This is a genomic window from Aeromonas sp. 5HA1 (assembly GCF_029237245.1).
In the GTDB taxonomy this organism is placed as follows: Bacteria; Pseudomonadota; Gammaproteobacteria; order Enterobacterales; family Aeromonadaceae; genus Aeromonas; species Aeromonas salmonicida.
The window spans coordinates 66,246-87,753 of record NZ_JAACFW010000014.1; the positions used below are offsets into that span (position 1 = coordinate 66,246).

21 protein-coding genes are annotated in these 21,508 nt (G+C 60.7%); 10 read left to right on the forward strand and 11 right to left on the reverse strand.

Annotation, left to right across the window (positions count from 1 at the left end; genetic code table 11):
* Window positions 1–40 precede the first annotated feature (40 nt).
* The 3 genes from GWQ27_RS13785 to GWQ27_RS13795 are packed head-to-tail and all read right to left on the reverse strand — an operon-like array spanning window position 41 to window position 2,712.
* Window positions 41–514: a DUF494 family protein gene (locus tag GWQ27_RS13785; protein ID WP_005319913.1), complete on the reverse strand. Its 474-nt coding sequence runs from the start codon at window positions 512–514 to the stop codon at window positions 41–43.
* The gene (dprA, locus tag GWQ27_RS13790) at window positions 507–1,622 is read right to left on the reverse strand and encodes a DNA-processing protein DprA (protein WP_275907576.1); all 1,116 of its coding nucleotides are present in this window, start codon (window positions 1,620–1,622) and stop codon (window positions 507–509) included. Before dprA ends, GWQ27_RS13785 begins: the two co-directional genes overlap by 8 nt.
* A 1-nt stretch (window position 1,623) precedes the next feature.
* On the reverse strand, window positions 1,624–2,712 hold the full coding sequence (locus GWQ27_RS13795) for a LysM peptidoglycan-binding domain-containing protein (protein WP_265422401.1): 1,089 nt from the start codon (window positions 2,710–2,712) through the stop codon (window positions 1,624–1,626).
* Between the two features lie 108 nt (window positions 2,713–2,820).
* Between GWQ27_RS13795 and def the strand changes: the two genes are divergently transcribed.
* The 5 genes from def to GWQ27_RS13820 all read left to right on the forward strand — a co-directional run bounded on the left by def (window position 2,821) and on the right by GWQ27_RS13820 (window position 8,702).
* Complete coding sequence (gene def / locus GWQ27_RS13800; RefSeq protein WP_005319924.1) at window positions 2,821–3,333, forward strand: peptide deformylase; 513 nt, start codon at window positions 2,821–2,823, stop codon at window positions 3,331–3,333.
* A gap of 12 nt (window positions 3,334–3,345) precedes the next feature.
* Window positions 3,346–4,290: a methionyl-tRNA formyltransferase gene (fmt, locus tag GWQ27_RS13805; RefSeq protein ID WP_275907577.1), complete on the forward strand. Its 945-nt coding sequence runs from the start codon at window positions 3,346–3,348 to the stop codon at window positions 4,288–4,290.
* A gap of 45 nt (window positions 4,291–4,335) precedes the next feature.
* Window positions 4,336–5,628 (forward strand): 16S rRNA (cytosine(967)-C(5))-methyltransferase RsmB, encoded by a 1,293-nt coding sequence (gene rsmB, locus GWQ27_RS13810; RefSeq protein ID WP_275907578.1) that lies wholly within the window; start codon window positions 4,336–4,338, stop codon window positions 5,626–5,628.
* A 158-nt stretch (window positions 5,629–5,786) separates the two neighbouring features.
* The gene (gene trkA / locus GWQ27_RS13815) at window positions 5,787–7,163 is read left to right on the forward strand and encodes a Trk system potassium transporter TrkA (protein WP_005319933.1); all 1,377 of its coding nucleotides are present in this window, start codon (window positions 5,787–5,789) and stop codon (window positions 7,161–7,163) included.
* 96 nt (window positions 7,164–7,259) lie between these two features.
* Window positions 7,260–8,702 carry a TrkH family potassium uptake protein gene (locus GWQ27_RS13820; RefSeq protein WP_021138664.1) on the forward strand — a complete coding sequence of 481 codons (1,443 nt, stop codon included), beginning with the start codon at window positions 7,260–7,262 and terminating at the stop codon, window positions 8,700–8,702.
* 88 nt (window positions 8,703–8,790) lie between these two features.
* Here GWQ27_RS13820 and rmuC read toward each other — a convergent pair whose 3' ends face one another.
* Together rmuC and GWQ27_RS13830 are read right to left on the reverse strand one after the other, a co-directional pair.
* On the reverse strand, window positions 8,791–10,131 hold the full coding sequence (gene rmuC, locus GWQ27_RS13825; RefSeq protein WP_169047201.1) for a DNA recombination protein RmuC: 1,341 nt from the start codon (window positions 10,129–10,131) through the stop codon (window positions 8,791–8,793).
* Window positions 10,128–10,343, reverse strand: a complete 216-nt coding sequence (locus GWQ27_RS13830; protein WP_005319942.1) for a hypothetical protein — start codon at window positions 10,341–10,343, stop codon at window positions 10,128–10,130. Before GWQ27_RS13830 ends, rmuC begins: the two co-directional genes overlap by 4 nt.
* A gap of 138 nt (window positions 10,344–10,481) precedes the next feature.
* On the opposite strand from GWQ27_RS13830, the gene GWQ27_RS13835 reads away from it, so the two are divergent.
* Window positions 10,482–10,994 carry a ferredoxin-type protein NapF gene (locus tag GWQ27_RS13835; RefSeq protein WP_275907579.1) on the forward strand — a complete coding sequence of 171 codons (513 nt, stop codon included), beginning with the start codon at window positions 10,482–10,484 and terminating at the stop codon, window positions 10,992–10,994.
* A gap of 102 nt (window positions 10,995–11,096) precedes the next feature.
* Here GWQ27_RS13835 and GWQ27_RS13840 read toward each other — a convergent pair whose 3' ends face one another.
* The 6 genes from GWQ27_RS13840 to GWQ27_RS13865 form a co-directional block, all read right to left on the reverse strand.
* Window positions 11,097–11,549 carry an Rrf2 family transcriptional regulator gene (locus tag GWQ27_RS13840; protein WP_005319948.1) on the reverse strand — a complete coding sequence of 151 codons (453 nt, stop codon included), beginning with the start codon at window positions 11,547–11,549 and terminating at the stop codon, window positions 11,097–11,099.
* Window positions 11,550–11,847: 298 nt separating this feature from the next.
* The gene (locus GWQ27_RS13845; protein ID WP_275907580.1) at window positions 11,848–12,687 is read right to left on the reverse strand and encodes a PfkB family carbohydrate kinase; all 840 of its coding nucleotides are present in this window, start codon (window positions 12,685–12,687) and stop codon (window positions 11,848–11,850) included.
* Window positions 12,688–12,806: 119 nt separating this feature from the next.
* Window positions 12,807–13,922 carry an alanine dehydrogenase gene (gene ald, locus GWQ27_RS13850; protein ID WP_058395608.1) on the reverse strand — a complete coding sequence of 372 codons (1,116 nt, stop codon included), beginning with the start codon at window positions 13,920–13,922 and terminating at the stop codon, window positions 12,807–12,809.
* A complete protein-coding gene (locus GWQ27_RS13855) occupies window positions 13,919–14,674 on the reverse strand; it encodes a glutamine amidotransferase (RefSeq protein WP_265461556.1) in 756 nt (251 codons plus the stop codon). Before GWQ27_RS13855 ends, ald begins: the two co-directional genes overlap by 4 nt.
* A gap of 85 nt (window positions 14,675–14,759) precedes the next feature.
* Entirely contained in the window at window positions 14,760–16,256 is a 1,497-nt protein-coding gene (locus GWQ27_RS13860; RefSeq protein ID WP_275907581.1) for a CoA-acylating methylmalonate-semialdehyde dehydrogenase, read from the reverse strand.
* A 106-nt stretch (window positions 16,257–16,362) separates the two neighbouring features.
* Window positions 16,363–17,694 (reverse strand): aspartate aminotransferase family protein, encoded by a 1,332-nt coding sequence (locus GWQ27_RS13865; protein WP_275907582.1) that lies wholly within the window; start codon window positions 17,692–17,694, stop codon window positions 16,363–16,365.
* Window positions 17,695–17,867: 173 nt separating this feature from the next.
* Between GWQ27_RS13865 and GWQ27_RS13870 the strand changes: the two genes are divergently transcribed.
* From GWQ27_RS13870 to rarD, 4 genes are all read left to right on the forward strand, one after another.
* A complete protein-coding gene (locus tag GWQ27_RS13870) occupies window positions 17,868–18,410 on the forward strand; it encodes a cupin domain-containing protein (RefSeq protein WP_005319966.1) in 543 nt (180 codons plus the stop codon).
* 236 nt (window positions 18,411–18,646) lie between these two features.
* Window positions 18,647–20,143, forward strand: a complete 1,497-nt coding sequence (locus GWQ27_RS13875; RefSeq protein WP_021138671.1) for an aldehyde dehydrogenase — start codon at window positions 18,647–18,649, stop codon at window positions 20,141–20,143.
* 125 nt (window positions 20,144–20,268) lie between these two features.
* A complete protein-coding gene (locus tag GWQ27_RS13880; protein WP_181455359.1) occupies window positions 20,269–20,442 on the forward strand; it encodes a hypothetical protein in 174 nt (57 codons plus the stop codon).
* A gap of 125 nt (window positions 20,443–20,567) precedes the next feature.
* Complete coding sequence (gene rarD / locus GWQ27_RS13885; protein WP_275907583.1) at window positions 20,568–21,470, forward strand: EamA family transporter RarD; 903 nt, start codon at window positions 20,568–20,570, stop codon at window positions 21,468–21,470.
* The last annotated feature ends 38 nt before the right edge of the window (window positions 21,471–21,508 follow it).

Sequence of the window (21,508 nt, forward strand, 5' to 3'; positions counted from 1 at the left end):
ATTCAGATGGCCTGAATTCTACCAGCGCGACACCAGACTGTCAGTGAATGACGCCATCGGACTCATCAAACACCAACTCTTCCATCTGCTGGTAGGCATTTTCACTGCCCGGCACATTGAACAGCACCATCATGACAACCCACTTCAGGTCATCCAGCTCGATATCCGGTTTATCCAGCTCGAGCAGTCGCTCGATACAGATTTCGCGGGTTTCGGCATTCAGCACCTGGGCTTGTTCCAGAAAGAGCAGGAAACCGCGGCACTCGGTACCAAGGCGGGCCAGCTCCTGCGGGGCATAGATACGCATCGAGCCTTGCGCGCTGGCGGCGACATACACCTCCCGCTCGCTATCATGCAGATTGGCCAGCCTTTCCAGCCAGTTGAGCGCCTTCTCGATCTCGTCCTTGTCGAAACCGGCCCGGCTCAGTTCGTCGGTGAGTTCATTTTGTTCGACCATCACATCTGCATCGCTGTGGATGTAGGTCTCGAAAAGGTACATCAGTACATCAAACATGATTCGCCCTCCTCGCTCTGACGTATCCACCGGCTACCGCTATCACTGCGCCTGCCAGTTCCAGCTCTACCAACCTGCCCAATACCACTTCGACAGGAAGCTGGGACCGTTCGGCGACGGTATCCACGCTCGTGGTCTCATAATCTACGTTATCCAACAAATCGGCATAAGGCAATTCGCTATTATGCTCTTGCTCAAGCAATCCAGCCTCTTTGCGCACCAGACTGACCAATCCGGGAAGCTCTTCCACTATATCGGCCGCACTCAACACAAGTTTGGCCCCCTGCTGGATTAATTTATTGCAACCCAGCGCCTGCCCATTTTGTGGCGCTCCCGGCACGGCAAACACTTCGCGCCCCTGTTCCAGTGCGTAACGCGCCGTGATGAGCGACCCGCTCTGCTCGGCAGCCTCCACCACCAGTGTACCCAGCGACAGGCCACTGATGATGCGGTTGCGACGGGGAAAATGTTCGGCCAGCGGCCCCTTGTCCGGCGCCAACTCTGAGATGAGCAAGCCGCCGCTCTCCAGGATCTGGCCAGCCAGCCCCTGATGACGCTTGGGATAGAGACAATCCAGGCCGGAGCCCAACACCGCAAGCGTGATACCGCCCGCAGCAAGCGCCCGCTGATGGCAGACACCATCTATGCCGAGCGCCAGCCCCGAGGTAATCGCCAGTCCACACCCTACCAGCTCGCTACACAAACGCGCGGCATTGTCCTTGCCGGCATAGGTGGGATGCCGCGTCCCTACCATAGCCAATTGCGGCAACGACAAGGCTGCGACATTTCCGCGACAATAGAGCAGCAAGGGGGCAGCAGGGATCTCTTTCAGCAGGTCGGGATAGGTGGGATCATCGGGACAAATCAGGTGATTGCCGGGCATAGCAGCCCAGTTCAGCCCCAGCTCTACCACCGGCAGCGGCCATCTGAGCTGCTGTATCTGGGACGAGTGCAGACCCAGCGCCCGCAAACCGCCATCATCGCACTCAAACAGGGCTTTTATGTCACCATCGAAGCGGGCAAGCAGGCGTGAGGCAGTGACCGGGCCTATGCCAGTAACGGCATCCAGCGTCAGCCACAGTGAAAGCCGCCCGGATGGAAATGGCACGTTAGAAGTTACTGACCTGATAGCCGGAGCTGACCATGCCCTGGCTCTGCATGATGAGGCCGTAGCTCAGCTTGTCGTACACCTTGAACAGCATGACGCGCGCCACCGCCTCCGACGGCAGGGAGGGCTTGCCGGCAGAATAGAACGCCTTGTCATAGACGGAAGAGTACTCTTTGTAAGATACCTTGCCGTTCTTGCTCACCAGCTGGGCGCCAGGTCGCCGCACCTCCAGTACATCGCCGGGGGAAACCTGATCGCGCAGCCCCTTATTGATGAGCACAACGTCAAACTTGCCGCCACCACGAGCCTTGCTCGGCAGATCTATGATGTAACCCGGCGAAATAACGGGCGCGGCTTTAGGAGTGAATACGGCGAAGAGACTCTCTTGCGGCGGGAAGGGCATCAGCTTGTCTCCCTGGTATACCTCCCGCTGGCTGTGGCTGAGCGTGACTCGGGTGCGATCATTCGCCAGCCGCTCCTCTGCTCTGGCAGTGCCGACAAACACAGCTTCCTGCCCCAGCAACTCACCTGTCTCCTTGTCCTTGTACAAGCTCCCCGGGTGGTAGATGCCGTAGTCCTGACCCGGGGTCAGCGATCCCTGTACATACAGGGTATCTCCCTCCAGCATGCCGATATGCGCCTCATCGTTGCCGAGCACATAAGGCAGCTGTTTCGCCTGCTGGCTGTCGGCCAGGATATGGTCGGTACGCAGGAAGGGACCTATCTCGCTGAGCGGCAACGTCGGGATCGGATTGGCCTTGTTCTCGTAACGGCTCTTGGGAGAGAGGTGAACCACCGGCTTGCCCCCCTGCATCGCTTTGCCGAGGCGAGGCTCGCCATTGACCCAGCTCAGATGCAGCACGTCACCGGGATAGATCCAGTGCGGGTTGGCAATCTGGGGATTGATGTTCCAGAGACGGGGCCAGAGCCAGGGTTGAGCCAGATACCGGCCTGAAATATCCCAGAGGGTGTCACCCTTTTGCACGACATAGCGCTCGGGATAACCCGCTTTCAGTGTCAACTGGTCGGCCATGGCAGCCTGGCTCAGAGTGGCCAGCAGGCAAGCGAGGATGGTTTGCTTCAGATACATAACACTCCCTGTTACTTCTGCGCGCAAAGTGTTGCTGTTTTTTGTCGGCGTAAATGACTAGAATTACGCCAATATTGACTGCATTTATACGAAACTAAAGAAAAAACTATGGCCATTCTAGATGTATTGCGTTTTCCCGATGAACGTCTGCGCACAGTTGCAGCCCCTGTCGAGACCTTTACACCCGAGTTACAACACATTGTAGATGATATGTTCGAAACCATGTACGCGGAGGAAGGCATAGGCCTGGCCGCCACTCAGGTCGACATTCATCAGCGCATCATAGTGATCGATGTCTCCGAGAACCGTGAAGATCCTCTGGTATTGATCAACCCCGAGATCCTCGAGCAAGCGGGCAGCACAGGCATCGAAGAGGGCTGCCTCTCGGTGCCCGACCACAGAGCTCTGGTGCCACGCGCCGAGTGGGTCAAGGTACGTGCGCTGGATCGCAACGGCCAGCCGTTCGAGCTGGAAGCGGACGATCTGCTCGCTATCTGCATACAGCATGAGATGGATCATCTGATCGGCAAGCTGTTTGTGGATTACTTGTCTCCGCTCAAGCGCCAGCGCATTCGCCAGAAGCTGGAAAAGATGGCCCGTGAAGATCGCAAAGCCCTCTGAGGATCTGCCCCATTGAATAAGCTGAAACTGATTTTTGCCGGTACTCCCGACTTCGCCGCCCGTCACCTGGCGGCGTTGTTGTCTTCCGACCACGAGGTCGTTGCCGTTTATACCCAGCCGGACAAGCCTGCTGGCCGTGGTCAGAAGCTCACCGCCAGCCCGGTCAAGGAGCTGGCTCTGACCCACAATCTGCCGGTTTACCAACCAGCTTCTCTGCGCAAGGAAGAGGCGCAAGCCGAGCTGGCGTCTCTGGACGCCGACTTGATGGTGGTAGTGGCCTACGGCTTGATCCTGCCCAAGGTGGTGCTCGATACCCCGCGTCTGGGCTGTATCAACGTGCATGGCTCTCTGCTGCCGCGCTGGCGCGGTGCAGCCCCGATCCAGCGCTCCATCTGGGCGGGTGATACCGAAACCGGCGTGACCATAATGCAGATGGATGTCGGGCTGGATACTGGCGCCATGATCAGAAAAGTGACCTGTCCCATCGCCGCCGACGAAACCTCCACCAGCCTGTATGACAAGCTGGCCGAGCTGGGCCCGCAGGCACTGGTCGAGACTCTCAATGCCATGGCCGCCGGTGAAACCGCAGCCGAGGCGCAAGACGATGCGCTGGCCAACTATGCCGAGAAGCTCTCCAAAGAGGAGGCCCGCATCGACTGGTCGATGGAAGCCGTCGCCATAGAGCGCTGCATCCGCGCCTTCAATCCCTGGCCCATCAGCTGGTTTGAGGTGGCGGGACAAACTATCAAGGTGTGGCAGGCCGAGGTCATCAGCAGCGACCATGGCCAACCTACCGGCACCCTGCTCAAGGCCGACAAGCAGGGGATCGACATCGCTACCGGCCTGGGTGTCCTGCGCCTGCTGACCCTGCAACCACCCGGCAAGAAGGCCATGTCCGTTTCGGATCTGCTCAACTCTCGCCGCGACTGGTTTAAACCCGGCACGCAATTGAATTGAAACAAGCGGGGCCCAGGCCCCGACTTGCGCATCTAAGGTAACACTATGAAAACACGTGCACAGGCCGCTCTCGTTATTCAACAGGTGCTGGATCAGGGTCAATCCCTTTCCGCTGTTCTGCCTGCTGCCCAGGAGAAGGTTGCGCCCCGCGATCGCGCCCTCCTGCAAGAACTCTGCTATGGCACCCTGCGCTGGCTGCCCCGCCTCGACGCTGCGGTGGGCGAGATGATGGACAAACCGCTCAAGAACAAGAGCCGCATCTTCCACTATCTGATCCTGGTCGGTCTCTATCAGCTCATCTATACACGCATTCCGGCTCACGCCGCTGTGGCCGAGACAGTCAACGCCGTCAAGCTGCTCAAGGGTACCTCCTTGCGCGGCCTCATCAACGGCGTGTTGCGCAACTTCCAGCGCAGCGCCGAAGTCATATTGCTGCGCATCGACCGTGTCCCCAGCATTCGCCTCGGTCACCCTGAGTGGCTCACCAAGCGCCTGCGTCAGGCCTATCCCGAAGATTGGGAATTCATCATGGAGGCCAATAATCAGCGCCCCCCCATGTGGATCCGCAACAATAGCCAGCGCCAGGGCCGCGAGCAGATGCTGGCTCGCATGGCCGAGGTCGGCATCAATGCGGTTGCCGGTCAGGAGGGCGAAGATTGCATTCTGCTGGAACGCCCCTGCGACGTGACCAAGCTGCCCGGTTTCGAGACAGGTGACTGCTCGGTGCAGGATGGCGCTGCCCAACAGGCCGCCCGACTGCTCGATCCGCAGCCGGGCGAGTGGGTGCTGGATGCCTGCGCCGCTCCCGGTGGCAAGACGGCTCACCTGCTTGAGCGTCAACCCGCACTGGCTGGTGTAGTGGCCGTGGATGCCGACGAGAACCGCCTCAAGCGGGTGCAGGAGAACCTGGATCGTATCGGCCTCCAGGCCCGGGTGATCCATGGCGATGCCAGCACCCCTGAGCTGTGGTGGCCAGAAGGCCAGTTCGACCGCATCCTGCTGGACGCCCCCTGCTCCGCCACCGGTGTCATCCGTCGTCACCCCGATATCAAGTGGTTGCGTCGGGATCAGGACATCCGCGAGCTGGCCGAGTTGCAGCGCCGTATTCTGATCGCCCTCTGGTCGAAACTGAAAAGCGGCGGTACTCTGCTCTACGCTACCTGCTCAGTGCTGCCGGAAGAGAACCGCGAACAGATCCGCGCCTTCCTGGCCGCCACGCCGGATGCAACCCTGGTGCCACTGCACGCGCAGGACACACCAGATTGTCCGGGCCGCCAGTTCCTGCCAGGGGAAGCCGAGATGGATGGCTTCTATTACGCCAAGCTGATCAAGCAATAGGCAGAGCAGTGGCCATGATCATGAGGGGGGCTGGTTGACAGCCCCCCATTACTGCGCAACATCGAGCACGTTTTCCCTATGAAGATCACCATGTTGATGACTGATCCCTGCCATATTGCCAGCGGTAACAACCCATCCTCGTCCCATGAGGGGTCCCTATGAAGATCATCATTCTGGGCGCAGGTCAGGTCGGTGGCACCCTGGCCGAGAACCTGGCCGGAGAGAACAACGACATCACCATAGTCGATACCGACAGCGACCGTCTGCGGGAGCTGCAGGACAAGTTCGACCTGCGGGTGGTGAATGGTCACGGCGCCCATCCCAGGGTACTGCGCGAGGCGGGTGCACAGGATGCGGACATGCTGGTGGCGGTCACCAACAGCGACGAAACCAACATGATCGCCTGCCAGGTGGCCTACTCCCTGTTCAATACCCCGAACAAGGTGGCGCGCATTCGCTCCCCGGCTTATCTGACCGAGCGGGACCGGCTGTTTTTACCGGAATCCGTGCCGGTGGATCACCTGATAGCGCCGGAACAGCTGGTCACCGACTATGTTCGCCGACTGATCGAATATCCCGGCGCCTTGCAAGTGGTGGACTTTGCCGGTGGCAAGGTGGGTCTGGTGGCAGTCAAGGCCTACTATGGTGGCCCCCTGGTGGGCAATGCTCTCTCCACTCTGCGGGATCACATGCCCAACATAGAGACACGGGTAGCGGCCATCTTCCGCCAGGGCCGCTCCATCCGTCCGCAAGGCACCACCATCATAGAAGCAGATGACGAAGTGTTCTTCGTCGCTGCCGCCGGTCATATCCGGGCCGTCATGTCCGAGCTGCAGCGGCTCGAGAGCCCCTATCGCCGCATCATGATTGTCGGGGGTGGCAACATAGGGGCCGGTCTCGCCCGTCAACTGGAGAAGCGCTACAGCGTCAAGCTCATAGAGCGCAACCAGAAGCGGGCCGAACAACTCTCGGAACAGCTGGAGAACACCATCGTCTTCTGTGGTGATGCAGCAGATCAGGAGTTGCTGGCCGAGGAACACATTGATCAGATCGATGTCTTCATCGCGGTCACCAACGAGGATGAGGCCAACATAATGTCGGCCCTGCTTGCCAAGAAGATGGGTGCCAAGAAGACAATGGTGCTTATCCAGCGCAGCGCCTACGTGGACCTGGTGCAAGGCGGCTCCATCGACATCGCCATCTCGCCACAGCAGGCCACCATTTCGGCCCTGCTGACCCACGTGCGTCGGGCCGATATCGCCAACGTATACAGCCTGCGCCGCGGGGCGGCCGAAGCCATTGAAGCCATCGCCCACGGTGACGAGAACACCTCCAAGGTGGTGGGCAAGACGGTGGGTGAGCTCAAGCTGCCGCCCGGCACCACCATAGGTGCCGTTGTTCGTGGTGATGAGGTGCTGATCGCCCACGATCGCACCCAGATCCAGCAGGATGACCATGTGGTGATGTTCCTGGTGGACAAGAAGTACATACCGGAAGTGGAACGGCTGTTCCAGCCAAGCCCTTTCTTCCTGTAACCGACCCATGCCTCAAGTCAGCACAACCCAGATCCGGCGTCGCCTCCCGAAGGGGATGTCCGGATCTCTCGTCACTCAACGATCAGGTTATTCTGCATGATCAAGCTGCGTCCTATCATCTTCACTCAAGGGCTGGTGCTCTCCAAGCTGGCTCTGTTCATGTGGTTGCCAACCCTGCTGGCCCTGTTCACCGGCTCGGAGGGATTTGTCGAGTTTCTTCAATCCGTGCTGATCACCCACGGCGCCGCTCTGCTCTGCCTCCACTACGGCCGCAAGGCAGAATTTCACCTCGGGGTGCGGGAGATGTTTCTGCTCACCACCTCTGTCTGGCTGGTTGCCTGCATCTTCGGGGCCCTGCCCTTCGTCTTCATCAATCACATCGGCTTTGTCGATGCCTATTTCGAGACAATGTCTGGGGTGACCACCACGGGATCCACAGTGCTCTCAGGGCTGGATGGCATGGCTCACAGCATACTGTTGTGGCGCTCCACCCTGCAGTGGCTGGGTGGCGTTGGCTTTATCGTGATGGCGGTGGCGGTACTGCCCTACCTCAACGTGGGCGGCATGAAATTGTTCCAGACCGAGAGCTCGGATTGGTCTGACAAGAGTGCCCCCCGCGCCAAGACAGTGGCCAACAACATAGTGGTGGTCTATCTGGTGCTCTCCATGTGCTGCTTCCTCGCCTACTGGGTGAGCGGCATGACACTGTTCGAGGCGGTCAACCACGCCATGACCACGCTCAGTACAGGCGGGTATTCCACCTCGGACCAATCCATGTCCCATTTCTCCAACTCGGCACACTGGATCGGTACCCTCTTCATGTTTCTGGGGGGGCTGCCCTTCCTGCTCTATGTACAGAGCCTGAGCCGACGTGACCACAGCCTGCTCAAGGATGCCCAGGTACAGGGCTTCTTCTGGCTGGTGGTCTGGATCACAGTCGTCGTCACCTTCTATCTGTGGATCAGAGACATTTACGGCTTCATGGATGCCCTGCGCATCAGCAGCTTCAATATCGTCTCCGTGATCACCACCACCGGCTATGGCCTCGGCGATTTCGGCACCTGGGGACCCCTCACCAGCGTGCTGTTTATCTTTATCATGCTGCTCGGTGCCTGCTCCGGCTCCACCTCCGGCGGCCTCAAGATCTTCCGGGTACAGGTGGCGTTCGCCCTGTTCAGAAAGCAGATGCGCCAGCTGATGCATCCCTCCGCCGTCTTCCCGCAGAAGTACAATGGCCGCCAGGTCAACGACGCCATCATTCGCTCCATGATCTCCTTCGTGCTGGCCTACTTCGCCATCATATTGCTGATCGCCGCCCTGCTCGCCACCATAGGTCTGGACCCCCTGACCGCCATCTCGGGCTCCATCACAGCGGTGGCCAACGTGGGCCCGGGCATGGGCCCCGTCATAGGCCCCAGTGCCAACTTTTCCACCCTGCCGGACTCGGCCAAGTGGATATTGTCGTTCGGCATGCTGCTGGGGCGCCTCGAGATCCTGACAGTGGCCGTGATCTTCTTCCCCTCGTTCTGGAAGCAGTAATTCCTGCCAGGATAGCGAGAACACAGAAAACAGAAGGGCAGCCCTGCGGCTGCCCTTCTCCATCTCATGACGCTGACAAGACTCGCCGCTATTCGGTCGGGTCTTCCCGTTCCAGCGCGCGGTTGACCAGCGCCTCGGGCAGAGGTTTGGTCACCTCCACCCCCAGCTCACGGAAACGCTCGACCTGGGCGATCAAGTTGCCACGGCCGTTGACCAGCCGCCCCATCGCCTTGTCATAGCTCTCCTGCGCCTTGTGAAGACTGCCCCCCATCTGCTGCATCTCTTCCACAAACAGCCGCAGCTTCTCGTAGAGGCGTCCGGCTCGCTCGGCAATCTGGCGGGCATTCTGGTTCTGCCGCTCGTAGCGCCACAGGTTCTCTATGGTCCGCAGCGCCACCATCAGGTTGGTGGGGCTCACCAGCAAGATGTTGTTGTCGAGCCCATAGCGTACCAGGGAAGGGTCGGCCTCCAGCGCGGTGAGGAAGGCAGGCTCCACCGCCACAAACATCAGCACATAGTCGAGGGTGCGCACCCCGGGCAGCTGCTGGTAATCCTTGCGGCCCAGCTCGCGGATATGGTTGCGCACCGAGGCGACGTGCTCCTTGAGGGCTACCGCTTTTTCCAGCGCGTCATCGGCGTTGTACCAGCGCTCGTAGGCGGTCAGCGATACCTTGGCGTCGATGATGATGTCTTTCTCTTGCGGCAGGTGGACGATCACGTCGGGCTGATAGCGCTTGCCCTTGTCCAGCTCGATATTGACCTGGGTGTGGTACTCGTGGCCCTCACGCAGACCGCATTCACTGAGGATACGGGCCAGCACCACCTCCCCCCAGTTACCCTGCTGCTTGCTGTCCCCCTTGAGGGCACGGGTCAGGGCAGCCGCCTCTTCGGTCATGCGGGCGTTGAGTTCGGCCAGACGCTCCAGTTCGAACTTGAGGCTGTGACGCTGGGCCGTCTCCTGGGCATGGGTTTCTCCCACCTGGCGACGGAAGCCTTCCAGCTGCTCTTTCAGCGGGGTCAGCAGCAGATCCAGACTGTTCTGGTTCAGGTCACGAAAGTTACCCGAGTTCTGCTCGAAAATACGATTGGCGAGGTTTTCAAACTGCTGGCTGAGACGCTGTTCCCCATCCCGCTGCAGTTGCAGCTTCTCGGCTGCGGCCAGTCGCTCGCTGCGCAGGGTAGCTTCGGCATCCTTGAGGCGGGCAGTGAGCTTGATGAGCAGGGTCTGCTGCTGATCCAGCTTCTGCTGACCCTGCATCCGCTCATCCTGCAATTCGTCGAAGCGATCCTGCAGCGCCTGATGGCGCTCCTGGGTCAGCAGCAACTCCTGCTCCTGGGCGCTGGCAAAGCGGCGCCCTGCCAACCAGCCGACACAGAGGGCGAGCAGGGCTGCCAGCAGCGCCGGCCCCCAGGTCGCCAGCGCGATCATTTGCGACTCCGCTGACGCAGGAAGAGCTCAAGGTAACGGTTGAGCAGCAACCAGAGCAGCACGTAGAGGAGGTAGGCGGCCAGCACAACCCACTTGTGACTGTTAACCCCGGTATCGAGCTCGGCGAATTCGATACCCTTGATGCGACAGTAAGCCCACATCAGCAGAGGGAAGATATACAACAGAGAAGCACGCCACAAAAATAACCACATGAGTTCATTCAATCCCGCAAAAAGACCCGCCTAGCTTACACAAGGGCAACCCGGCTTGCGATCCTGCCCGCCGCTATTCTCTGGCTTGCCAGCAGAAACTTGGATAAAATTAACCCCTAATAGGTATCAGGGGTGAGCATGACTCATTATTTCCTCCGTTGGCTGACGCAAGGTTGGCAAGCTTCTCGCCCCACCCCCGTGGTTTGCCATGAAGCTCGCCCGCCATGGGCCATCGAAGAGTCCCAGTACCTCTCCCTCTGCACCCGTTGCGGCGAGTGCCTCAAGGCCTGCCCCAACGGCCTGCTCAAACCGGCCAGTCAACCCGAATACGAGGGTACAGCCATCGCCGGCACCCCTGTGCTGGATCTCGCCTGCGGCCAGTGCAGCTATTGTGGCAGCTGTGCCAGAGCCTGCCCGACCGGCGCCCTCGATCTGCAATGGGGGCGCCAGGTGCAGACCCGGGTACAGATTGAGGCGAGTTGTCAGGCCAGGCAGGGCTTCTACTGCCTGCTGTGTGAAGATGCCTGTCCCCAGCAGGCGATCAAGGCCACCAGCGATGGGGTTAGCGTCAACATGGCGGCGTGCGATGGCTGCGGTGCCTGCGGTCTCGCCTGCCTGCACGGCGCCATCACCCTGATCCCCCAGCTTTGACGCCCCCAGGACCCGTCTTCAGCACTGAAGCCATATTCCACTGCTACCAGACGCCAGAAAGCACAAAGGGGCCCGTGGGCCCCTCATGGTCTGACGCTGGCTCTATGCCATGGCCAGAATGGAGTCGTGCTCAATGCCGAGCAGGTGGCAGAGACGAGTGGGATCCCGCACTGCATCGGCCAATGTGTATTCCCCCAGCACCTCGAGGAAGGCGTTCATGGCGCGGCGCAGAATACCCTGAATGCGACAGCCACCGGAGAGACGGCAGTTCTCGCGCTTGCAATCCACAGGGCAGAGCACGTGTTCCATGTCCATCACCACATCACGCAGGTTGATGGAGACGGCGGAGCGACCGAGGCGGATGCCGCCATGCTTGCCGCGTACCGTCTCTATGTACCCCTTGATGCCAAGCTGATGCACTATCTTGACCACGTGGTTGCGGGAGATGGCAAAGGTATCGGCCACCTCGGTGATGGTCGACAGGCGATCTCCCGGCTGAACCGCCAAAAAAGTCAGGGTACGCAGGGCATAGTCGGTAAATCGTGTCAGTTGCATGGTCGCACTTGCCTCTTACTACAAGCTGGAAATCAGGACGACAACCTAAAGCTAAGAGGCGGGACAGCTCTTGCGCCCGCGCAGAGTCCGCATCTTAATCCGAGTCGTGGAATGACAAGGTTAAGAGCAGCTCAGGCGGGTGTCGATGAAGATGCACATAAATCGACACTTTCTTTGATTGATCGCAAACTTGCAGGCTGGCTCCCGGGTTTGAGGGGTTTTGGGCGGCTAACTTCGCCGCGCCATCCCCAAGGCCGGCGCGGATCGGCGTGCACCACACGACTCCTGCTGTGTGGATTCAATGGGGCTGCTTGAGCCAGTTTTTCAGCGCTGTGGAGGGGATTGAGCTCTCGGAGGCAACCGCGAAGGCGCCCCAGTCAACCGCGCACTGCAAGGCATCCTGGATCGCCATGCCTCGCGCCAGTCCGTGGATCAGGCCACCGGCGAACGCATCCCCCGCTCCCGTGGTATCCACCACTGACACGGGCCGCGCCGCGACCCGGATCTGCTCCTCACCATGGATGGCCACGGCCCCCGCCTTGCCTTCGGTCAGCACCAGCCACTCCAGCTGCTCCCCGGCCAGTTGACGAGCATGCAGCCAGGGGTCGCTCACCTCGCCGAGATCGGAGCGGGAGGCCACCAGCACGTGACAGGGACGGCGAGCCTGCCCGCCCTTGGGATACTGTGCCACCACGAAACTCTTGCCGAGCATCTGGCGCATATAGCCTGTGATGGCGGTGCCGGGATAGTTCACGTAGAGACAGTCCACCCCCTCCACCGGCAAGTCGCCAGGCAGGTCGGGGCGACGCGGCCGCCTGAGGATGGTGCGCTCGCCGGTGGAATCCACCAGGATCAGCAGTTCCCCTGTTTCGCCCCCGAAGCGCTCCACATGAGAGCAGTCCAGCCCGTAACCCGCCGCCTGCTCCAGCAGCCAGTCGCCGGCCTCATCCAGCCCGATGCGGGAGGCGATGGTCACCTCGTGGCCCGCCCATACCAGCCCTATGCCGGTGTTGGCGGCGCCGCCCCCCAGCCTGCGGCCCTGATCCACGTATTGCAGACGGGCACCGGCCATCAGGGGTTCGGAGAGAGAGAGCACATGATCACAGTTGAGATTGGCAAGCAGCAGAATGCGGGACATGGAGAAGCCTCACTGACAAGGGACCCCAGTATATGAGAAAGGGCCCTGACGGCCCTCCCTGAAATCACGGGGTTTGTGAACCAGCTCGACGTTTGCCGGCAGGGTTCACACCGGCTGCGTCACGCCAGCACGGATTCGGCGCTGACGTACTCGTAGCCAAGCGCCTGGGCCACTGCCGCCTGGGTGACCTTGCCCTTGAACACGTTCAGACCGGCCCGCAGGTGTTTGTCATCCTTGAGCGCCTGGGCGTAACCCTTGTCTGCCAGCGCCAGTACGAACGGCAAGGTGGCATTAGTCAGCGCGAAGGTGGAGGTGCGTGCGACACCGCCCGGCATGTTGGCCACGCAGTAGTGAATGATGCCATCCACCACATAGGTCGGCTCTTCATGGGTAGTGGGGTGGGAGGTTTCAAAGCAGCCGCCCTGATCAATGGCCACGTCCACCAGCACTGAGCCCTTGCGCATCAGCTTGAGCATGTCGCGGGTCAGCAGCCTGGGCGCCGCCGCTCCCGGGATCAGCACGGCGCCGATCACCAGATCCGCCTGGGCGATGCAGGCTTCGATATTGGTGCGGGTGGAGTAAAGCGTCTTGAGGGCCGGGCCATAGAGGCTGTCCAGCTCCCGCAGGCGCGGCAGGGATCGATCCAGAATGGTGACATCAGCTCCCAGTCCCAGCGCCATGCGCGCCGAGTTGACGCCCACCACGCCGCCCCCCAGCACCACTACCTTGGCAGGGGCCACCGCAGGCACACCACCTAGCAGGGTGCCATTGCCCCCCTGCGCCTTCTCCAGACTGTGGGCGCCGGCCTGGATCGCCATCCGCCCCGCCACCTCAGACATGGGCGCCAGCAGCGGCAGACCGCCGCGCTCGTCGGTCACCGTCTCGTAGGCGATGGCCACCGCCCCCGAGTGGACCAGGAGCTGGGTCTGCACCGGATCCGGCGCCAGGTGCAGATAGGTAAAGAGCAGCTGACCGGGGCGCAGCAGTTCACACTCCTCCGGCTGGGGCTCCTTCACCTTCACTATCATCTCGGCCCGGGCGAATATCTCAGCCGCACTCGCCACCAGCTCAGCACCGGCAGCCTGGTACTCGGCATCGGACAGCCCGATCGCCTCGCCTCCCTGCTGTTGCACCAGTACCTTGTGTCCCCGGGCCGCCAGCTCCTGCACTCCGGCGGGAGTCATGCCGACCCGGTATTCATGGTTTTTGATTTCCTTGGGTACGCCAATAATCATGCTCGCTCTCCTGCTGTGATCCCGCCGGTCGCCCTTTCGCTACCGGGCAGGATGCCCAAAAATTGTAACAACCACTGCATCATGGTGGCCGAATCCACCTCCCCCTCCAGTGAGGAGAGGCTGCTCTGATAACGATCATCGGACAAGAAGTCCCGCCGCCGCTCGATCAGCGCCCGGTTGTACTCCACCGAAAACTCCGGATGCCCCTGAATGGCGACTATGTGGTCCCCCTGCAAGAACATGAAGTTGGGACAAAAATCGTTGCCCGCCAGCCGTGTTGCACCGGGTGGCAACAGGGCTACCTGATCCTGATGGCTGGCCAGGATCCGGATCTGATCCAGCACGGGCTGCATCCAGGATCCGGTCGCCAGCATGGGGTGAACCGAGACCCCCAGCCCCCACCCCTTGGTGGATTTGACCACCTCGCCCCCCAACGCCTGCGCAATCACCTGATGGCCGAAGCAGACCCCGGCCAGCTTGACGTCGGCATCGTGGGCCAGCCGGATCCAGGCGCGCAGTGCCTGGATCCAGGGCAGATCGCTGTAGGCATCGTGCCGCGAACCCGTGATGAGCCAAGCATCACACTCTTGCAGATCGTCCGGCAGCTCGCCATCGAGCGCCGACCAGATCCTGAACTCCAGCTCGGGGGCCAACGCCCGAAAGCCCTTGATAAACATCTCGGAGTAAACGGGGCCAAAATGATCCGCCAAATCGGGATCCAGCCGGTCACAATCGAGAATTCCCAGTCGCATCTGTTACTCCTTCAACAGGGATAGCGGGGCACTCCGGCAGCGTTTCACCACCGGGCCATGCCTGGACTAGCTGCTGCATGGTTGCTTACTTCATGGTCGGCATGGAGAACTCGGCACCGGCCCGCAGGCTCTGTGGCCAGCGCGCCGTTACCGTCTTCATCCGGGTATAGAAGCGCACCCCATCCGGCCCGTGCATGTTGAGCGGCCCGAAGATGGACCGTTTCCAACCCCCAAAGCTGTGAAACGCCATGGGCACGGGAATGGGGACGTTCACCCCTACCATACCGACCTGAACCCTGGCAGTGAAGTCCCGCGCAGTATCGCCGTCGCAAGTAAAGATGGCAGTACCATTGCCATACTCGTGCTGGTTGATTAGCCCGAGCGCCGTCTCGTAATCCGGGGCCCGCACTATGGCGAGCACGGGGCCGAAAATCTCCTCCCGGTAGATACGCATCCCGGGGGTTACCTCGTCAAACAAGCTGCCACCGATAAAGTAGCCTTCCCCGTGACTCACGCCGCGACCATCCACTCGCAGCAGGGCGCCCTCGGCCACCCCCTGATCCACATAACCTCGCACCTTGGCCAGATGCTCACGGCTGATGAGAGGCCCCATCTCGTTCTCCGGTACCTGACCCAGGCCAGGCCCGACCCGTAGCGCTTCCACCAGCGGCGCCAGCTTGGCCACCAGTGCATCGGCGGTCTCATCACCCACCACCACAGCGACCGAAATGGCCATACAGCGCTCGCCCGCCGCCCCATAAGCCGCCCCCATCAGGGCGGAGACCGCCTGATCGAGATCCGCATCCGGCATCACCAGCATGTGGTTCTTGGCGCCGCCCAACGCCTGCACCCGCTTGCCGTGGGCCGAGGCGGTGGCATAGATATATTCGGCGATGGGAGTGGAGCCCACAAAAGAAACGGCACCGACCCGCGGATCGGTCAGCAGCACATCCACCACCTCCTTGTCGCCGTTGACCACGCTGAGCACACCATCTGGCAAACCTGCCTGCTTGAGCAGCTCGGCCATGCGCAGGGAGAGGGATGGATCCTTCTCGGAGGGCTTGAGGATAAAGGTATTGCCGCAGGCGATGGCCACCGGGAACATCCAGAGCGGTACCATGGCCGGAAAGTTGAACGGCGTGATACCGGCGCACACCCCCACCGGCTGCATCATTGAATGGCTGTCTACCCCCCGGCCCACATTGAGGGAGTGCTCCCCCTTGAGCAGATGAGGAATGCCGCAGGCAAACTCCACCACTTCCAGCCCCCGGGTCAGCTCACCCTGGGCATCGGAGAAGACCTTGCCATGCTCGCGGCTGATGAGCTCCGCCAGCTCATCCCTGTGCCGCTCCATCAGCTCCTTGAAGCGAAACAGTACTCGCGCGCGCACCAGCGGCGGTGTCTGGGACCAGTCGGCGAAAGCACGCTCCGCCACGGCGATGGCCTCGCCACATTCGGCGGCGGTGGCGAGTGCCACACTCCCCTGCTGCTGGCCGGTGGCCGGGTTGAAGATGGCACCAAACCGCTCGCTGTGACTCTGTTGCAGCTGGCCGTCGATAAAGTTGCTGACCCTGTATGTCATATATCCTCCATGATGAGTAATCCGCATTCCCCTGCGGGCCTACGGGCCGGGCACAGGGAGATGGCGCCCGACAAGCCGCGGGCGCCATGAAACAAGGTGAAAAAGGTCAGTCCTGGGTCTGCAACACATCCTGCAACAGGGTGAAGAGGTCGTCGATCTGGCTGCGCTCGATAATGAGCGGCGGCGACAGGGCTATGATGTCCCCTGTCACGCGAACCAGGACCCCCTTCTCGAAACAGCGCACGAACACCTCATAGGCACGCTTGCCAGGGGCATCAGGCATGGATTCCAGCTCGATACCCGCCACCAGACCGTAGTTGCGCACATCCTTCACATGCTTGCAGCCCTTGAGGGAGTGGGCCGCCTCCTCCCAGTAGCCCGCCAGATCGGCGGCGCGGGTGAGCAGGTTCTCGTTGCGATAGATGTCGAGGGTCGCCAGCGCGGCGGCGGCGGCCACCGGATGACCCGAGTAGGTGTAGCCGTGGAACAGCTCGATGGCGCCCTTGCCGGCGGCCATCATGTCGTCATAGATGTGCTTCTGCACCAGCACGGCTCCCATGGGGATGGCGCCATTGGTGAGCCCCTTGGCACAGGTGATCATGTCGGGGATGACATCGAACTCCTGCGCCGCAAAGGGGGAACCGAGGCGACCGAAGCCGGTGATCACCTCGTCGAAGATCAGCAGAATGCCGTGTTTGGTGCAGATCTCCCGCAGACGCTTGAGGTAACCCTTGGGTGGCATGATGACACCGGTACTGCCGGCTATGGGTTCGACGATGACAGCCGCTATGTTGCTGGCATCGTGCAGGAAGACGATCTTCTCCAGCTCGTCGGCCAGGGTCACGTCTTCGTCGGGCAATCCCCTGGTGAAAGCATGCTTGGCAATATTGAGGGTGTGGGGCAGATGATCCACTCCGGTCAGCAGGGAGCCGAACCACTTGCGGTTGCCGGGGATCCCCCCCACAGAGATGCCGCCAAAGCCGACTCCATGGTAGCCCCGTTCACGACCAATCAGCCGGGTGCGGGTGCCCTGTCCCCGCGCCCGCTGCCAGGCCAGCGCTATTTTCAGCGCCGTATCCACAGATTCAGAACCCGAGTTGGTATAGAAGACGTGACCGAACCCTTTGGGGGCTATCTCCACCAGCTGGTTGGCCAGCTCGAACGGCAAGGGGTGCCCCATCTGGAACGTAGGAGCAAAATCGAGGTGGGAAATCTGCTGGGAAACCGCCTCGGCGATCTCGCGGCGACCATGGCCCGCGTTGCAACACCAGAGCCCGGCAGTGCCATCCAGTATCTTGCGGCCATCCTCTGAGTGATAATACATCCCCTCTGCCGACTTCAGGATGCGCGGCGCCGCCTTGAATTGCTGGTTGGCGGTGAACGGCATCCAGAAGGCGGACATATCGGAGGGCGTATTGATGTCGCTGATCGGTTTCATGGTCACCTCATCCTTAAGGTGTTTAGTAACTATCGGCTTATGCCTATTAAATTAAACACCTGAATCCATAAAAAAGGGCTCAATGTTGCCCTGCTTGGTGTCACCCCGACCGGGGTGGTATAAGATATTTAACACAATTTTAATAATAGTAAACAGTCAAGGAGTGTCTATTGATGGATATCGGTCACCGCCTCAAGGCGGTTCGCACCAAGGCGGCCCTCTCCCAGCGCGAGCTGGCCAAACGCTCCGGTGTGACCAACGGTTTTATCTCCCAGATCGAGAAAAATCAGGTGAGCCCCTCAGTGTCCTCGCTGCGCAAGGTACTCGAAGGCATTCCCATGTCCCTGGCCAGCTTCTTCACCGAAGAGACAGAGATGGGGACAGAGGTGATCTTCCGCGCCAGCGACATGCCGGATCTTGGCACCCATCCCATCAGCTACCGACTGGTGGGCCACAGCCGCGCCAACCGTGCCATCGGCATGATGCAGGAGATACTGCCGCCAGGCGCAGACACGGGTGACGACATGCTGAGCCACGAAGGGGAAGAGTGCGGCATCGTCATTCAGGGGACGGTCGAGGTGACCATTGGCGAGCAGATCCACCAGCTGGCACCGGGTGATGGCTACTACTTCGACAGCCGCACGCCGCACCGTTTTCGCAACGTGGGCGAGCAGGAGTGCGTGCTGATCTCTGCCAACACGCCGGCCAGTTTCTAAGTCGCCATTTGGCAGAATTCGGGCTGCTCTCGAACAGATCACATCAGCCACACAGAGTCGCAAGGCAGCATCATTGAACAGTGTTCGAGCTGCTCTCAGGCAAAGTATCCCGGCCAATTTCTGACGGGAACAGCCTCAGCTGTTTAATAAAATGTTACATAGTGGATTTACAAGCGGCGGTATGTTTAGCATATTGATACGCGGATACCAATTCTTTGCCGGTTCAAGGAGTGAACATGAGTGACCTGACTCTGGCCCAGTGGCAACACAAGGCCGCCCATCTGACCCTGCCCTCCCAAGCCTTCATCGACGGCAGCTACCGGGATGCCATCAATGGCGCCACCTTCGACTGCATCAACCCGGCCAACGGCAAGCTGCTGACCAAGGTCGCCGCCTGCGATGCCGCCGATGCCGAGCTGGCGGTGCAGGCCGCCCGCGCCGCCTTCGATGACAAACGCTGGAGCGGGCTGGCCCCGAAACAGCGCAAGCTGATCATGCAGCGCTTCGCCGACCTGATGCGTCTCAACAAGGTGGAGCTGGCACTGCTTGAGTCGCTGGACATGGGCAAGCCCATCGGCGATGCCATGGGGTATGACGCTCCCGCCGCCGCCAACTGCATCGCCTGGAACGCCGAAGCCATCGACAAGATCTACGATCAGGTCGCGCCGGTGGAAGAGTCCGCCCTGGCGCTGGTGACCCGCGAGGCCCTCGGCGTGGTCGCCGCCATTGTCCCCTGGAACTTCCCGCTGGTGATGGCCTGCTGGAAGCTGGGCCCGGCGCTGGCCACCGGCAACTCGGTCATCCTCAAGCCCTCCGAGAAATCCCCTCTCACCGCCCTGCGCATCGCAGGTATCGCGAAAGAGGCGGGCATTCCGGATGGGGTCTTCAACGTGCTGCCGGGCTTTGGCCATACAGTGGGCGAGGCACTGGCCATGCACATGGACGTGGATTGCATCACCTTCACCGGCTCCACCAAGATCGGCAAACATCTGGTGGAGTGCTCCGGCAAGTCCAACCTCAAGCGCGCCTTTATGGAGTGTGGTGGCAAGAGCCCCAACATCATACTGGCGGATGCGCCGGATCTGGACGCCGCCGCCAAGAGTGCCGCCGGCGCCATCTTCTACAACCAGGGTGAAGTGTGTACCGCCGCCTCTCGCCTGCTGGTGCAAAACAGCATCAAGCCGCAATTTATGGAACGGTTGCTGGCCCATGCCCGCGAGTGGATTGCGGCCAACCCGATCGATCCCGCCACCCGCATCGGCGCCATGGTGGATAACATCCAGATGGAGCAGGTGCTGCGCTACATCGATATCGGCCAGCAGGAAGGAGCCAAGCTGCTGCTGGGGGGCAAGCGCACCAATATGGAGAGCGGTGGCTTCTACATCGAACCCACCATCTTCGACGAGGTGACGCCCGAGATGCGGATCTTCCGCGAGGAGATCTTCGGCCCTGTGCTGGCGGTGACCGGCTTCGATACCTTGGAAGAGGCGATAGCACTCGGCAACGACACCGACTACGGCCTGGCGGCGGCTATCTGGACCGCTGACCTCAACAAGGCGATCAAGGGCTCCCGCGCCCTGCGTGCCGGCACCGTCTTCGTCAACAACTGGGATGGCGGCGACATGACGATGCCGTTCGGCGGCTTCAAGCAATCCGGCAATGGCCGCGACAAGTCACTGCACGCCCTAGAGAAGTACACCGAGCTGAAAAGCACCTGGATCCAGCTCGAATAGCATCAGAAATGACGCTCATTCGTGAAATCGGGGGAGAAATCCTCCTTTTTCATTTTTGCCCTTTCATCGCACGCCTCAATCGATATAATCGTCAAATAGACAAGCCCTTAAATATAAAGATAAAAATGCTATTTTTTCTGGGAAGTGTACTGTTTCTGGTGATAGGACTGCCCCTGCTGTTCTACCTCTTGGGGCAGGGTGAGGCCTATGTGACCTGGGGTCCGTGGATCTCCGCCATCGCACTCATGCTGTGGTTGCTGATGGACGTCGAGAAGATCCGTCGTGGCGGGGGCCGCTGAGCAGAGAAACGTACCGCTAAAATCCGCCGATCACCATTTATTCACTTCTTTCCCTCCAAAAGGATCGCTACACTGATTTTTTGCGATGTTTTCCAACGTCCGACTCTCCAGTGAAGGTTATCCGCATGCAGCAACAAGCTCAGCGTCAGGGCATCATCTATGCCTTGTGCGCCTATACCCTTTGGGGTCTCGCCCCCATCTATTTCAAAACCCTCTCCGCCGTACCGGCTGCCGAAATCCTGACCCACCGCATGATTTGGTCCTGCGTTCTGCTGATGGTGCTGACCCTGCTCGGGCGCCAGTGGCACAAGGTGCAGGCCGTGCTGCGCCAGCCAAAAGTGCTGCTCACCCTGGCCTTCACTTCGGTCACCGTCGGCGGCAACTGGCTGCTCTTCATCTGGGCCATCAACAACGGCCACATGCTGGATGCGAGCCTCGGCTACTACATCAATCCGCTGTTCAACGTGCTGCTCGGCATGCTGTTTCTGAGCGAACAGCTGCGTCGCCTGCAGTGGTGGGCCGTGGGACTGGCGGTGATCGGTGTCGCCGTCCAGCTCATCGCCTTCGGCTCCCTGCCCTGGATAGCCCTGGTACTGGCCTCGAGCTTTGCCATCTACGGCCTCATTCGCAAGAAGCTGGCCCTCGATGCCCTCACCGGCCTGCTGATCGAAACCATGATCATGCTGCCGCCGGCCGCCATCTACCTGTGGGGATTTGCCGACAGCACCACCAGCCATATGACGGAGAACGACTGGCACCTCAATCTGCTGCTGATCGCCGCCGGAGCCGTTACCACGGCGCCCCTGCTCTGCTTCACCGCAGCCGCCACCCGTCTCAAACTCTCCACCCTGGGTTTCTTCCAGTACATAGGCCCCAGCCTGATGTTCATACTGGCGGTGACCTTGTACGGGGAAGCGCTGACACCGGACAAGCTGATCACCTTCGGCTGCATCTGGAGTGCGCTTGTGCTGTTCAGCCTGGACGGACTGCGCAGCAGCAAGCGGCGCCGGGCTGCCAGTCAGGGTTGACGGCATGGCCGCGTCGACACTGCAATAATCTACAAGCC